Below are 13,413 nucleotides of genomic sequence, written 5' to 3'. Positions count from 1 at the left end.
GCAGCTCATGGACGTAGTGGACGCTTCGGGACCAGCACGGATAGCCGGTATGCTCCCTCCACGTGACTGCCAAGCCCCGCATCCCCAATGTCCTGGCCGGCCGCTACGCCTCCGCGGAGCTCGCCGTCCTGTGGTCCCCCGAGTACAAGGTGACGCTGGAGCGGCGGCTGTGGCTCGCCGTGCTCCGCGCTCAGAAGGACCTCGGTATCGAGGTCCCGGACGAGGCCCTCGCCGACTACGAACGCGTCCTGGAGACCGTCGACCTCGCTTCCATCTCGGAGCGCGAGAAGGTCACCCGGCACGACGTGAAGGCCCGCATCGAGGAGTTCAACGCCCTCGCCGGCCACGAGCACGTCCACAAGGGCATGACCTCCCGCGACCTCACCGAGAACGTCGAGCAGCTCCAGATCCGGCTCTCGCTGGAACTGGCCCGCGACCGCACGGTCGCCGTCCTCGCCCGCCTGGGCAAGCTGGCCGGCGAGCACGCCGAGCTGGTCATGGCCGGCCGCTCCCACAACGTCGCCGCGCAGGCGACGACCCTGGGCAAGCGCTTCGCCACGGCCGCCGACGAGCTGCTCGTCGCCTACGGGCGCCTGGAAGACCTGCTGGGCCGCTACCCGCTGCGCGGCATCAAGGGCCCCGTCGGCACCTCGCAGGACATGCTCGACCTGCTGGGCGGCGACACCTCGAAGCTCGCCGACCTCGAGCAGCGGATCGCCGCCCACCTCGGCTTCGGCCAGGCCTTCACCTCCGTCGGCCAGGTCTACCCGCGCTCGCTCGACTACGACGTGGTCACCGCCCTGGTGCAGCTGGCCGCCGCCCCGTCGTCGATCGCCAAGACGATCCGCCTGATGGCCGGCCACGAACTGGTCACCGAGGGCTTCAAGCCCGGTCAGGTCGGCTCCTCCGCGATGCCGCACAAGATGAACACCCGCTCCTGCGAGCGCGTGAACGGCCTGATGGTCATCCTGCGCGGCTACGCGTCGATGACCGGCGAGCTGGCCGGCGACCAGTGGAACGAGGGCGACGTCTCCTGCTCCGTGGTCCGCCGGGTCGCCCTGCCCGACGCGTTCTTCGCGCTCGACGGCCTGATGGAGACGTTCCTGACGGTCCTCGACGAGTTCGGCGCCTTCCCGGCCGTCGTGGCCCGCGAGCTGGACCGCTACCTCCCCTTCCTGGCCACCACGAAGGTCCTCATGGGCGCCGTGCGGGCCGGGGTGGGCCGCGAGGCCGCCCACGAGGTCATCAAGGAGCACGCGGTGGCCTCCGCCCTCGCCATGCGCGAGCAGGGCGCCGAGCGCAACGAGCTGCTCGACAAGCTGGCCGCCGACGAGCGGATGCCGCTGGACCGGGCCCAGCTCGACGCCCTGATGGCCGACAAGCTGTCCTTCACCGGCGCCGCGGGCGACCAGGTCGCCGTGGTGGTCTCGCGCATCGAAGCGATCACCAAGGAGCACCCGGAGGCCGCGGGCTACACCCCGGGGTCGATCCTCTGACTCCCGACGAGCTGAACGCCGCCCGCGACCGCGTCCTCCCGGACGTGGTCGCGGGCGGTCTTCGTGTCCTCTTCTGCGGCATCAACCCGGGTCTCCTCTCCGCCGCGACGGGCCACCACTTCGCCCGCCCCGGCAACCGCTTCTGGCCGGTCCTGCACCTGTCCGGTTTCACCTCTCGCCGCCTGGCCCCGGCGGAGCAGGAGGAGTTGCTGACCTACCGGCTCGGCATCACCAACGTCGTGGCCCGGGCCACCGCCCGCGCCGACGAGCTGAGCGCCGAGGAGTTCCGCGAGGGCGGCCGCATCCTGACCGCCAAGGTCGAACTCCTACGCCCCCAATGGCTGGCCGTGGTAGGAGTCACGGCCTACCGCACCGCCTTCGGCGAGCGGAAGGCCCGGATCGGCCCCCAGGACCGCACCATCGGTGCCACTCGTATCTGGGCACTGCCCAACCCCAGCGGCCTCAACGCCCACTGGACCGCCGAATCCATGTCCCACGAATACGCCCGCCTCCGCGCGGCCGCCGAATGCACCGGGCCGAGCTAAGGGCTGTCCCCTGATCCCCGGCGGGCGCGGGTGACCGTCGCCGCGTGATCATGGAGCCTTCTATGCTCCCTGGATGATCAAGCCGATTGAACTCGTGATATTCGACTGCGACGGGGTGCTGGTCGACAGCGAACGGATCGCCGCCCGTGTCCAGGTCACCCTGGGAGCGGAACTCGGCTGGCCGCTGACCGAGGAGGAGGTCGTCGACCGCTTCATCGGCCGCTCCCATGCCTCCATCCGCGAACAGATCGCCGTCCGGCTCGGCCAGGAGACGGCCGCCCACTGGTCGCGGCGGTTCGAAGAGCTCCACCGGGAGGCCGTGGACGCCGGATTGTCCCCCGTCGAGGGGCTGCCCGAGGCGCTCGACGCGATCGGCCTGCCCACTTGTGTCGCCTCCAGCGGCTCGCACGAGAAGATGCGCCACACCCTCGGCCGCACCGGCCTCTACGAGCGGTTCGAGGGCCGCATCCACAGCGCCACCGAGGTCTCCCGCGGAAAGCCGGCCCCGGACCTGTTCCTGCACGCCGCCCGGCGGATGGGCGTCGACCCCGCCGCTTGTGTGGTCGTCGAGGACAGCAGGCCCGGCGTCCAGGCGGCCCGGGCCGCCGGTATGCGGGCCTTCGGCTACGCCGGCGGGCTCACCCGCGCCGACCAGCTCGAAGGTCCGGGCACCACCGTCTTCCACCACATGCGCGAACTCCCCGCCCTCATCGCCGAGCAGTGACCACCGCTCGCCCGCCGCGGCCGGCCGTACGCACTTCAGGCGGTCCCGGACGGCGCTGCCGCTCGGGCGATCCGGGAGCCCGCGGCGGCGGGCTCGGCGTCAGGCGTCCCGGCGCCGCACCGCCAGCCATCCGCCGGCCACCGCGACCAGTGCCCACAGGGCCAGGACCCCGATACCGGTCCACGGACCGAGGCCGTCCGCCGACTCCATCCGCATGATCATCTGACCCGCGCGGTCGGGCAGGAACCGGGCGACGCCCTCGGAGGCAGCGCCGAGCACGAACGACACCATCAGAACGAGGGGTATGAGCAGGCTCAGGACTGCCGTCGCACTGCGCAGCACAGCGGTCAGCCCCGCGGCCAGCAGGGCCATCAGCGTGAGGTACAGCCCGCATCCGAAGATCGCACGGTAGGTACCCAGGCTCCCCAGCTCCAGCGCGTAAGCGCCCATGAACGCCTGCCCGCCGATGAAGGTGGCCAGGCCGGCGAGCTGGCCGGCCAGGAAGACGAGTCCACCCACCACGGCCATCTTCGACAGGTAGAACCGCGCGCGGCTGGGCACCGCGGTCAACGACGTGCGCAGGGCTCCGTTGTGGAATTCGGAGGACAGCGCCGTCGCGCCGAATGCGAAGGCGGCTATCTGGCCGAAGTTGACTCCGTAGAAGGCCGCGAGGAGCGGATCGTCCCCCATGCTGCCGGCCTCCGCCTCGCCGATCAGCGCGGCCGTCAGCGTCTGGATTCCCGCGGTGGCGACGAACAGGGCTATCAGCGCACCGAAGGTGCCGCGCAGGGACCGTATCTTGATCCATTCCGAGTGCAGGACGGGGACGGTGGGCAGAGCGGTGCTCATGAGGAAGCCTCCTTGTAGGGTGCGTCAGCGGGTGGCGGCGAACTGGGCGTGTTCGGCGGTCAGATCGAGGTAGGCCTGCTCCAGCGAGGCCCGCTCGTCGACCAGTTCCAGCATCGGGATGCCTTCGCGGGCAGCCATGGCACCGAGCTGCTCGGCTTGTATGCCCTCCACGGTCCACCGCCCGCCCTCGGCGGTGACCAGCTCGAGTCCGTCCCGGACGAGGGCCGAGCGGAGCCGGATCGGGTCGGTCGTGCGCAGCCTCACCCTCGGGCTGCTGCGGGCGTCGATGAAGTCCTCCATCGAGGTGTCGGCCAGCAGCCTGCCCTGCCCGAGTACGACGAGGTGGTCGGCGAGGGCGGCGGTTTCGGTCATCAGGTGGCTTGAGACGAGGACCGTACGCCCCTCGGCGGCCAGGGCGCGCATGAGCTCGCGGATCCAGATGATGCCCTCGGGGTCGAGCCCGTTGGTCGGCTCGTCCAGGAGCAGCACACCGGGGTCCGCGAGCAGCGCGGCCGCTATGCCGAGGCGCTGACGCATGCCCAGTGAGAAGGTCTTGATCCGCCGCTTGGCCGCCGCGGCTATCCCCGCCTGCTCCAGGACCGCTTCCACGCGGCTCATCGGGATGCGGTTGGCCGCCGCGAGGAAGCACAGGTGGTCCCTGGCCGTACGGCCACCGTGCGCCGACTGCGCGTCGAGCAGGGCGCCCACCTGGTGGAGGGGGTCGGGAAGTTCGGTGAACCGCCGGCCACCGATGGTGGCGGTCCCGGAGGTGATCCGGTCCAGCCCCAGCAGCAGCCGCATCGTGGTGGACTTCCCGGCGCCGTTGGGCCCGAGGAAACCGGTGACGCGGCCGGGCATGACATCGAAGGTGAGGTGGTCCACGGCCCGGGTACGGCCGAACTCCTTGGTCAGTTCTCGGATCTCGATGCTGTTCATGCCTCAAGGTTCGCTGCCGGCCCCACCCCTCTTCCTCCCCCAAGCGAGGGTTCCCTCTCCCCCACGTGGGGGAGACGCCACGCTGCCGTGGCCTGCCACGATGAGGGGATGTACCGACTGTTCCGCGCCGCTCTTCGACCCGTGACCTACTCACGCTGGGTGCACCTGTGCGTGCCCATGCTCATGCTGGCCGTGTGGATGTTCATAGGGCCGGAGGCTCCGTGGATGCCGCTGCTCCTCGTCATACCGCTGGGGCTGCTGCCCTGGATGCGGCTGGCCGAAGGGCTCCAGGCCCAGTTCCTGCTGGCGCCCCACGACCAGGACACCGAGGGCGGAAGCTTCAGCACGGTCGCGTCCAAGCGGTGGGGAGACCGCTGGCGGACGCTGCTGTGGCTGGAGATACGGCTCGTGCTCGCGCTGGCCACCATGTTCGCAAGCGTGTGGCTGCCCGTCTTGACGGTCGAGCTCGTCATCACCGCGCTCGGCGGGACGGTCACGAAGGACAACGTCATGCCCTTCGCTCCCTCGCCCTGGGCGGCGTGGCTGCTGGCTCCGGTGCCCCTGGTGGTGCTGCTCGTCGTCGTGGTCCTGCTCGGCGAGCTGGTCACCGTCATCGCCCGCCGGCTGCTGGGCCCTTCGGCGGCGGAGCGGCTCACCGCCCTGGAGACGCGTACCGAACAGCTGCTGGAGCGCACCCGCATCGCACGGGAGTTGCACGATTCGATCGGCCACGCGCTGACCGTTGCGGTCGTCCAGGCAGGAGCCGCCCGGGCGGCGGGTGACCCGGAGTTCACCGACCGCGCGCTGAACGCGATCGAGGAGACGGGCCGGGCCGCGCTGGAGGACCTGGAGCGGGTCCTGCTCGTCCTGCGGGAGTCCGGTCAGCGGCCGTCCCAGCGGCCGACGCTGGCGGAGGCGGACCGGCTCCTCGAATCGGCGCGGGCCTCCGGCGCCAGCGTCGACGCGGAACTGATCGGACCCCTCGAACAGTTGCCGGGCCCGGTCGCCCAGGAGGGGTACCGGATCCTCCAGGAGGCGCTCACCAACGTGCTGCGGCACTGCGGCCCCGTGCCGGTGCGGGTCCGGATCGGCATGGTCGCCGACCGGCTGGACCTGGAGGTGACGAATCCGCTGCCGGACCGGCCCACCGTGATGGCCGGCAGCGGCAGCGGGCTGCGGGGCATGCGGGAGCGGGCCGCACTGCTCGGCGGGGATGTCGAGACCGGACTGCACAAGGGGGGTTGGAGGGTACGCGCGCGGCTGCCGCTGAAGCGAATACGCTGACCGGATGCCGGTTACCGTACTGCTCGTCGACGACGAACCACTGGTGCGCGCGGGTTTGCGCGCCGTCCTGGACGCCCAGCCCGACATCGAGGTGGTCGGCGAGGCCGCCGACGGCGCCTCGGTGGTCCCCCTCGTGCGGCAACTGCGCCCGGATGTCGTGGCGATGGACGTGCGGATGCCGCTGCTCGACGGGATCGAGGCGACCAAGGCGGTCCTGCGGAGCGTGGACTCGCCGCCGAAGATCCTCGTGGTCACGACCTTCGAGAACGACGAGTACGTCTACCAGGCACTGCGGGCCGGCGCGGACGGGTTCCTCCTGAAGCGGGCCCGCCCGTCGGAGATCGTGCACGCGGTTCGGCTGGTGGCGGAGGGAGAGACGCTGCTGTTCCCCGCGGCGGTACGGGCGCTCGCGGCCGAGTACGGGAACCGGAAGGCACGCAAGGCACTGGAGCGGGCTGCCCTGACCGAGCGCGAGGAGGCCGTCCTGCGGCTGATGGCGAAGGGCCTGACCAACATCGAGATCGCGCGCGAGCTGATCGTCGGTACGGAGACGGTGAAATCCCACGTGAGCGCGATCCTGGCGAAGCTGGGCGCACGGGACCGGACCCAGGCCGTGATCACCGCTTACGAGTCGGGGTTCGTCGCCCCCGCCTGAGTCCCGAGAAGCCGCACGGGAGGAAGGGCGGATTCCGGCCGATGGGGGGCTGCTTCTCGCCGTTGCACCGGGTCCGCAGTACGATCCGGCTGACAAGCTCGCTAGCTGGGAGGAATCACGTTGGGGCAGCTGACCGGCGGGGACCCCTCTCTGCTCCGGCGGATCAACTCCGCCGTCGTGCTGCGCGCACTGCGCGCGGCCGAATCGCCGACCCTCACCGACCTCACTCGGGTGACCGGGCTTTCCCGGCCGACCGTCGAGGGCGTCGTCGAGGGGCTCATCGGCACGGGGCTCGTCGTCGAGGCCGGCGCGGAGGAAGGCGCTCGGCGCCAGGGCCGGCCCGCGAGACGGTTCCGGTTCCGCGCGGAAGCGGGGCATTTGCTCGGTGTGGAGATCGGCTCGCACCGGATCGCGGTGCTGCTGTCCGGCCTGGACGGGCGGGTCATCGGCGCCGGCACCAAGGAGGTCGCCGAGACGGCGTCCGCCGACGAACGGCTGGACCGGGTCCGCAGCGCGGTGGCCGACCTGCTGCGCAAGGCCGGCGTACCCAGGGACTCCCTGCGGGCGGTCGGCGTGGGCAGCCCCGGCATCGTCGAGGCGGACGGCACCGTCCGTCTCGGTACGGCCCTGCCCGGCTGGACCGGACTGCCCCTCGGCGAACGGCTGCGACGCTCCTTCCGCTGTCCCGTCCAGGTGGAGAACGACGCCAACGCCGCGGCGGTCGCCGAGCACTGGAAGGGCGCGGCGACGGACACCGACGACATGGTCTTCGTGATGGCTGGACTCAGCCCCGGCGCGGGCTCTCTGATCAGCGGCCGCCTGCACCGCGGCTTCGGCGGGGCGGCCGGTGAGATCGGCGCGCTGCACCTGCTGGGGCGCGAGGTCACGCCCGAGAGGCTGCTGTCGACGACCGGTGAACCGCTGCACCCCCTGGACGAGCGGGCGGTGGCCGAGGTCTTCGCGATGGCCAAGCGCGGAGACGAACGGGCGGTGGCCGCGGTGGAGAGGTTCATCCAGCGGTTGGTCCACGACGTGGCGGCGCTGGTCCTGGCGATGGATCCGGAGCTGGTCGTGGTGGGCGGCTGGGCGGCGGGGATGGACGGCGTGCTGGACCCCCTGCGCCGTGAACTGGAGCGGTACTGTCTGCGCCCGCCGCGCGTGGCGCTGTCCCTGCTGGGCGAGGCGGCGGTGGCCACGGGAGCGCTGAGGTTGGCGCTGGACCACGTGGAGGAAGAGCTGTTCGCCGTGGAGAAGACCGTCACGGCGCGCCGCCGCTGATTCCCTGCGGGGTGGTTCGGAGTCCCGGCGAGTGCGGATCCCCTGCGGGGCGTCACGGATTGCGGCGCGGCCCGCTGCTCAGGCCGCGGCCCTGGCATGGGCCCGGGTCCCCCGGGGGTGCCCCCTACCGCCCCGGCGGCCCTCGCCGCCCTCAGCTGACATCGGCCCGGCGCGCCCCCTCCGGCCCCGGTTCAACCCCTGCTTCTCTGGCTCGGCACGGGCCCACTGCGCGGCCTGCGCCGGGCCGGCGACAAGCAAGGGGGCGGGGCCAAGCAGGGACGGGAGCGGGTCGGCCTGGGGGCGGGGTCCAGCCTGGGGGGGGCCGACCTGGGGCGGGGCGAGCGTGACGTCGAATCGCGGGCCCCGGCGGAGGACATGCATGCGGCGTCGGCCCTTCCCTCCCGCGCAGGACGAGTGCGACCCGAGTTCGCCCGCTCCCCGCAGCCGACGGCGGCGGCCTGCTCGTCCGCTCCCGCAGAAGGGAGTGCGGCGTCCGTTCGTGAGCTCCCGCAGCAGTCGGCGGCGCGTCGAGCGGAGATCCGGAGCTCTGAGGGGACAGGGCCTGGACGTTCGACGACCGGGCCTCGGCCGGACTTCGTCCGGAAGGAACGGCCAGACCGCGGCGGGCCGGGACTGCGCGCATGCCCGTACCCGAGCGCGCCGCGTCGGCTCTCGGCTCAGGCGGGGAACCGGCCGCCACCAGGCCGGCCACCATCGGACCGGCCACCGTCCGGCGGGCTACCGCCGCGGCGGGCCGGGGTCAGTGGCTGCCAGGCGGGCCGCCACGAGACAGGCCACCGTCCCGGCGGGCCGCCGTCGCGGCGGGCAGAGTTCAGCAGCCGCCAGGCGGGCCTCCATCGGACCGGCCACCGCCGGACCGGACACCGCCCGGCGGGCCGCCGTAGCGGCGGGCGGGGGTCCGTGGCCGCCAAGTGGGCCACCATCGGACCGGCCAACCGCCAAGCGGAGCCACCATCGGACCGGCCACCGCCGAGCGGGCCGCCGTCGCGGCGGGCCGGGGTCGCCGGTCAGCCGGTCAGCCGGTCAGCCGGTCAGCCGGTCAGCCGGTCAGCCGGTCAGCCGGTCAGCCGGTCAGCCGGTCAGCCGGTCAGCCGGTCAGGATGCCACGCGGGCGTCGTGGGTTATCTGAACGTCGCCCGAGTCGCCGAAGGTGAGGCGGCAGGTGTCCGCGCGGTAGGTGGCCACCGAGACGGCCGCCGTGCCCTCCGCCGTGAAGTAGCGGGTGGTGACCAGGAGGACCGGGGCGCCGGGCAGGCGGTCCAGTTCCTTCGCGTCGTCGGCGCGGGCGGAGCCGAGCTCCACCGAGCGGTCCTGCCCGTCGAGGGGGAGCCGCTGCAGCTCGCGCATGACGGCGCGGGCGCGCGCCGGGCCGGCCGGGGCGTCGATCGCGGAGAGGCCGGGCACCGAGGAGGCCGGAACGTACAGCATCTCGGCGGCGACGACCTGCCCCTGCTCGACACGGGTCCGGCGCACGGCGAGGACCATCTCGCCGGCGGCGGTGCCCAGCAGCTTCAGGACGGCGGCGGCCGGCGCGGCCTCCACCGCGTCCACGGGCTCCCAGCCGTCGACGCTCTCGCCGGGCCAGCTGTGCTGCGCGTTGCCGACGGAGACGCCCACGCGGGGCGGGGCGACGGTGGTGCCGACTCCACGGCGGCGCTGCAGGCGGCCTTCGAGCTCCAGCTGCTCCAGGGCCTGGCGCAGGGTCGCCCGGGCAACGCCGAAGCGGGCGGCGAGGTCACGCTCGTTGGGCAGGATCTCGCCCACCGCGAAGTCCTGGTCGAGCGCCTCGCTGAGGACGGTCTTGAGGTGCCAGTACTTCGGTTCCGGCACCGATTCGAGCTGCGTGGTCCCCACCCTGACTCCTCCTGCAATCGCTGCAATCGCCGTGTTCCAGCGGCAGTTCCGCGCCTTTGTTTATTAAAGGTTCCTGCACTATCCCTGCGACGATAGGACGGCGCACCCCCTTGGTCAAGACCAATCCTCGCCCCTTTGTCGGGCAGATCGGGCATATGCGGCAAGCCGTTCACGGGATGTTCGCGAGGGGCAGGAAAAGGCGAAGTCCCGACGTCGGGGGCTACCGGACGGTAATGATGGCGGGAGACACTCCTGACAACCTGTCTCACACGCGCCGCCCGACACCGACGAGGAGCAGCATGACCGCCACGGTCTCCTTCACGATCGATTCGCCGCTGGGCCCCCGCACCACCACCGCCGCCTACGAGCGCAAGGGCGCGGGCGAGCCCCTCCTCCTCCTCCACGGCATCGGCCACCACCTCCAGGCCTGGCACCCGGTGACCGACGTCCTGGCCGCCGCTTACGACGTGATCGCCGTCGACCTGCCCGGCTTCGGGGCCTCGGAGCCCCTGCCGCACGGGGTTCCGTACGATCTCGGCACCGTCGCCCCGGCGCTCGGCGCGCTCTGTGCCGCGCTCGGTGTCGAGCGCCCTCACGTCGCCGGCAACTCCCTCGGCGGGCTGCTCGCGCTCGAGATGGGCCGCGCCCGGATGGTCCGCTCGGTCACCGCCCTGTCCCCGGCCGGCTTCTGGACGGAAGGCGAGCGCCGCTACGCCTTCGCCGCGCTCCGCGCGATGCGCGCCGGCGCCACCGCGCTGCCCCGCTCGGCCGTGGAGCGGCTCTCGCGCAGCGCCGCCGGTCGCACGGCGCTGACCAGCACCATCTACGCGCGCCCGGGCCGCCGTTCCCCCGATGCCGTGGTCGCCGAGACCCTGGCCCTGCGCGACGCCACCGGATTCGAGGAGACCCTGGCCGCGGGCGGTTCCGTGCGGTTCACCGACGATCTGCCCGGCCTGCCGGTCACCATCGCCTGGGGCAGCCGCGACCGGCTGCTCCTGCGCCGCCAGGGCATACGCGCCAAGCGCACCATCCCCGGCGCACGCCTGGTCCGGCTCCCCGGCTGCGGTCACGTCCCGATGCACGACGACCCGGCGCTGGTCGCGCGGGTCATCCTGGACACAATCCGCCGCGCCCAGTGACCTGTTGACCCAGTGAGCCGTTGCCCCAGTGACCCATTGACCAGTTGACCAGTTGACGGACCGGTACCGGTGACCACCGGTACCCATCAGTGTTCACGCACGGTTCGCGTGCGCGACGTGGACGGACCGGTGTGCGGCCGGTGTACGGCCGCGCACTGGTCCGGCCCGTCCCCGCCGGCCTCTGGTGACGCACCGATGGCACCCTTGCCGCACACCCGGCGCTCCCTGCTCGGCGGATCCCTCGCCGTTCCGGTGGGCCCCTCCCTGTCCACCACCCTCTCCGGCGCCTTCAGCGCGCCGGCTCACGCGGCGGCGGCCCCCGCCTTCGTGCGCTCGGGCCGCCCGAACGCCCTCTGGGGCGTCCAGTCCGGCGAGATCACCACCCACTCGGCCACCGCCTGGACGCGCTCCGACCACCCCGCGCGGATGTACGTCGAGACCTCCCCGAGCGAGTCGTTCCGCTACGCCGTCCGCCGCCACCGCGGCCCGCTGCTCGGTCCCGGCACCGACTTCACCGGAACCACCACGCTGCGCGGACTCCCGCCCGGCCGGCAGGTCCACTACCGGCTCGTCCTCACCGCCGCCGCCGACAACCTCGCCGCGTAACACTCCACCGCCCCGGATCCGAAGCCGCTGTCACAGGCGCCGGGTACCGTGGGCGGTGGACGAGAGGAACCCCACCTTGCACAGCTTCGACCCGCCCCCGACCGCCGTATTCAACTGCGCCGGCAGGCCGGTACCGCCCTGGGTCCACCGCCTCCTCGCCGCGGCGATCACCGCGATCAACACCGCGATCACCGCGATCATCAACATGCCGGCGGACCCACGCCCCGTCCCCGGCAGGCATACATTCCCCCGACCGGTACCCGCCGCGTAGACCCCTTGGGAGCACCCACGATGTCCGCTCAGCACCGGCACCGCGAGTACCTCCCCGTCGACCGGGAGGCATCGCTCAAGTTTGCCGTCCAGCGACTCAACGAGAGCGGCGTGCGCGCGCAGCTCATCGAGGGGGAATTCGAGATCATGGCTCCCACCTGGGATCATGAGAACACCGTGGACCTGATCCGCGACGGCCTCGCCCGCAGGGCCCGAGAGCTGAAATGCATCAAGGGGTCGGGGAACCTCGACCTCCCGGGTACCGAGAACTGGTACCTGCCCGACATCGCGATCATCCCGCAGGCCATCGCCAAGGGCGCCAAGTCCCTCACGGTGGATGAGGCGCTCCTGGTAGTCGAGGTGACCTCGGAGTCCAACGCGGCTGACGACCGGGTCAAGAAGCGCCGCCGCTACGGGCAGTTCGGCGTACCGCTCTACCTCCTCGTAGACCGCATCGACGGCACGTGGACCCTCTCCTCCGAGCCCGTCCACGAGGGCTACGCCACCTCAGACGGACCCCACCCGTTCGGCGAGCCCATCAGGCTCCCGGAGCCGTTCAACATCGAGATCGACACCACCGGCCTCTAACCGGCCGACGGAGAACGCCAGCGCCCCGCCGGGCACCACGCGACCGGCGGGGCGCTGCTGTGCCCACTCGCCCGCGACGTACCGGAAAAGGAAAACCGACATGGCCCCCACGGCATCCGTACGCCTCGCCTTCCTGCGAGCCGTCAATCCCCTCGGTGTGATCGACAACCCGGGAGGAACCGTCATCCGTAGCTACCCCTTCGGGCAACTGCGCCTGACGGTCGGCAGCAGCAAGGTGGAGGGGGTGCCCCTCCCACATGACCCGCACGACAAGATCACCACCTATTGGGGGCAGCCGGTCATATTCATGTCCTTTGACGACTCCCCCGCCGGGCGAGCCGCATTCGAGGCGGCACGGCCCGGAGACACCATGCAGGGCTTGAACGGCATGCTGGGGTGGAATCCCCGAGAACTGGTGCTGTCTCTGGCGAACACCACCGGCCCCTCCACCAGGAGGGCGTACAGCGCCGCCGTACGGAAGTGGACCGTCCAAGGCATCGAGCGGATGCAGCAGTTCATCCAGGAACGCACCGAGAACGCAGCGGTCGGAGACATCCCCCAGCAGGCCCAGCCTCCGGAACCCCGCACCGGTCTGATCGTTGCCGTCGACGGCGAACACCGTACAGCGGCGGCCCGCACCAGCCTGATCGTCGCCGTCGACGGACAACACCGTGCAGCGACGGGGCACGCCGGCGGCACCCCCGACAGCACCGGATCCGGCTCCCGGGTGAACTCCTACCGGGCGGGCGTGGACGAACTGGTGCACCTGGCGGGCCGGGCCGCCGCCACCACGCGCGTCAGCAGCACCCGCAGGCAGCGTTCCGACCGTGCGCGGGAGCTGGTGATGCTGCGCAGCGAAGGCCGGTGCGAGAACCCTCGGTGCACAAGTCCGGGGTTTCGCGGGGTCACTGAGACCGGTGAGGCGATCCTCGACGTGGACCACGTCCACGATCTCCAGCACGACGGTGAAGACTTCCCGGTCAACATGATCGCGCTGTGTCCCAACTGCCATGCCCTCAAGACGCGCGGCCGCGGTGCACAGGAGCTGCGGGAGGCGCTCGCGGTGGTGGCGCGGGAGCGGCATACGGCTTCCTGGGAGAGGTGAGTGCAGGCGGCGCTCAGGCCGACGTTTACCGACAGGGCCCGCAGCAGCTCCCGCACTCTCGCC

General features: G+C 72.0%; 13 protein-coding genes and 1 pseudogene. 10 read left to right on the top strand and 4 right to left on the bottom strand.

From position 1 onward, the window contains the following. Positions 1-62: 62 nt before the first annotated feature. The 3 genes from purB (at position 63) to J7F03_RS28350 (ending at position 2,765) form a co-directional block, all read left to right on the top strand. Positions 63-1,496 (top strand): adenylosuccinate lyase, encoded by a 1,434-nt coding sequence (gene purB, locus J7F03_RS28360; RefSeq protein ID WP_214954412.1) that lies wholly within the window; start codon positions 63-65, stop codon positions 1,494-1,496. Further along, the gene (gene mug, locus J7F03_RS28355; protein ID WP_214954638.1) at positions 1,493-2,041 is read left to right on the top strand and encodes a G/U mismatch-specific DNA glycosylase; all 549 of its coding nucleotides are present in this window, start codon (positions 1,493-1,495) and stop codon (positions 2,039-2,041) included. The genes purB and mug overlap by 4 nt, the downstream gene beginning before the upstream one ends. 73 nt (positions 2,042-2,114) lie before the next feature. Further along, the gene (locus J7F03_RS28350) at positions 2,115-2,765 is read left to right on the top strand and encodes an HAD family phosphatase (RefSeq protein ID WP_214954410.1); all 651 of its coding nucleotides are present in this window, start codon (positions 2,115-2,117) and stop codon (positions 2,763-2,765) included. A 99-nt stretch (positions 2,766-2,864) separates the two neighbouring features. Here the strand turns inward: J7F03_RS28350 and J7F03_RS28345 are convergent, their stop codons facing one another. Continuing rightward, complete coding sequence (locus tag J7F03_RS28345) at positions 2,865-3,614, bottom strand: ABC transporter permease (protein WP_214954408.1); 750 nt, start codon at positions 3,612-3,614, stop codon at positions 2,865-2,867. 24 nt (positions 3,615-3,638) lie between these two features. Then, the gene (locus J7F03_RS28340) at positions 3,639-4,550 is read right to left on the bottom strand and encodes an ABC transporter ATP-binding protein (RefSeq protein ID WP_214954406.1); all 912 of its coding nucleotides are present in this window, start codon (positions 4,548-4,550) and stop codon (positions 3,639-3,641) included. Between the two features lie 108 nt (positions 4,551-4,658). On the opposite strand from J7F03_RS28340, the gene J7F03_RS28335 reads away from it, so the two are divergent. The 3 genes from J7F03_RS28335 to J7F03_RS28325 all read left to right on the top strand — a co-directional run bounded on the left by J7F03_RS28335 (position 4,659) and on the right by J7F03_RS28325 (position 7,767). Continuing rightward, entirely contained in the window at positions 4,659-5,834 is a 1,176-nt protein-coding gene (locus J7F03_RS28335; protein WP_214954404.1) for a sensor histidine kinase, read from the top strand. A gap of 4 nt (positions 5,835-5,838) precedes the next feature. Continuing rightward, complete coding sequence (locus tag J7F03_RS28330; protein WP_214954403.1) at positions 5,839-6,489, top strand: response regulator transcription factor; 651 nt, start codon at positions 5,839-5,841, stop codon at positions 6,487-6,489. Positions 6,490-6,609: 120 nt separating this feature from the next. After that, positions 6,610-7,767 carry an ROK family transcriptional regulator gene (locus tag J7F03_RS28325; RefSeq protein ID WP_214954402.1) on the top strand — a complete coding sequence of 386 codons (1,158 nt, stop codon included), beginning with the start codon at positions 6,610-6,612 and terminating at the stop codon, positions 7,765-7,767. A 1,116-nt stretch (positions 7,768-8,883) separates the two neighbouring features. Here J7F03_RS28325 and J7F03_RS28320 read toward each other — a convergent pair. After that, entirely contained in the window at positions 8,884-9,642 is a 759-nt protein-coding gene (locus J7F03_RS28320) for a GntR family transcriptional regulator (RefSeq protein ID WP_214954401.1), read from the bottom strand. Between the two features lie 299 nt (positions 9,643-9,941). On the opposite strand from J7F03_RS28320, the gene J7F03_RS28315 reads away from it, so the two are divergent. After that, on the top strand, positions 9,942-10,781 hold the full coding sequence (locus tag J7F03_RS28315) for an alpha/beta fold hydrolase (protein ID WP_214954400.1): 840 nt from the start codon (positions 9,942-9,944) through the stop codon (positions 10,779-10,781). A gap of 195 nt (positions 10,782-10,976) precedes the next feature. Beyond that, positions 10,977-11,372, top strand: a pseudogene (locus J7F03_RS28310) (PhoD-like phosphatase N-terminal domain-containing protein); the annotation flags it as partial. A gap of 45 nt (positions 11,373-11,417) precedes the next feature. On the opposite strand, the gene J7F03_RS28305 reads toward J7F03_RS28310, so the two are convergent. After that, on the bottom strand, positions 11,418-11,594 hold the full coding sequence (locus J7F03_RS28305; protein WP_214954399.1) for a hypothetical protein: 177 nt from the start codon (positions 11,592-11,594) through the stop codon (positions 11,418-11,420). 84 nt (positions 11,595-11,678) lie between these two features. On the opposite strand from J7F03_RS28305, the gene J7F03_RS28300 reads away from it, so the two are divergent. Then, positions 11,679-12,245 (top strand): Uma2 family endonuclease, encoded by a 567-nt coding sequence (locus J7F03_RS28300; RefSeq protein ID WP_214954397.1) that lies wholly within the window; start codon positions 11,679-11,681, stop codon positions 12,243-12,245. Between the two features lie 100 nt (positions 12,246-12,345). Beyond that, the gene (locus tag J7F03_RS28295) at positions 12,346-13,350 is read left to right on the top strand and encodes an HNH endonuclease signature motif containing protein (RefSeq protein WP_214954395.1); all 1,005 of its coding nucleotides are present in this window, start codon (positions 12,346-12,348) and stop codon (positions 13,348-13,350) included. Positions 13,351-13,413: the final 63 nt, after the last annotated feature.

The sequence above is a fragment of the Streptomyces sp. ISL-43 genome (genome assembly GCF_018614195.1).
In the GTDB taxonomy this organism is placed as follows: Bacteria; Actinomycetota; Actinomycetes; order Streptomycetales; family Streptomycetaceae; genus Streptomyces.
This window is presented reverse-complemented; position numbering and strand designations above follow the sequence as displayed.

Excerpts from the sequence above, each read along its gene's own strand:
- J7F03_RS28350 (WP_214954410.1), top strand. The coding sequence starts at position 2,115 with ATGATCAAGCCGATTGAACTCGTGATATTCGACTGCGACGGGGTGCTG.
- J7F03_RS28345 (WP_214954408.1), bottom strand. The coding sequence starts at position 3,614 with ATGAGCACCGCTCTGCCCACCGTCCCCGTCCTGCACTCGGAATGGATC.
- J7F03_RS28340 (WP_214954406.1), bottom strand. The coding sequence starts at position 4,550 with ATGAACAGCATCGAGATCCGAGAACTGACCAAGGAGTTCGGCCGTACC.
- J7F03_RS28335 (WP_214954404.1), top strand. The coding sequence starts at position 4,659 with ATGTACCGACTGTTCCGCGCCGCTCTTCGACCCGTGACCTACTCACGC.
- J7F03_RS28330 (WP_214954403.1), top strand. The coding sequence starts at position 5,839 with ATGCCGGTTACCGTACTGCTCGTCGACGACGAACCACTGGTGCGCGCG.
- J7F03_RS28315 (WP_214954400.1), top strand. The coding sequence starts at position 9,942 with ATGACCGCCACGGTCTCCTTCACGATCGATTCGCCGCTGGGCCCCCGC.
- J7F03_RS28305 (WP_214954399.1), bottom strand. The coding sequence starts at position 11,594 with ATGTTGATGATCGCGGTGATCGCGGTGTTGATCGCGGTGATCGCCGCG.
- J7F03_RS28300 (WP_214954397.1), top strand. The coding sequence starts at position 11,679 with ATGTCCGCTCAGCACCGGCACCGCGAGTACCTCCCCGTCGACCGGGAG.
- J7F03_RS28295 (WP_214954395.1), top strand. The coding sequence starts at position 12,346 with ATGGCCCCCACGGCATCCGTACGCCTCGCCTTCCTGCGAGCCGTCAAT.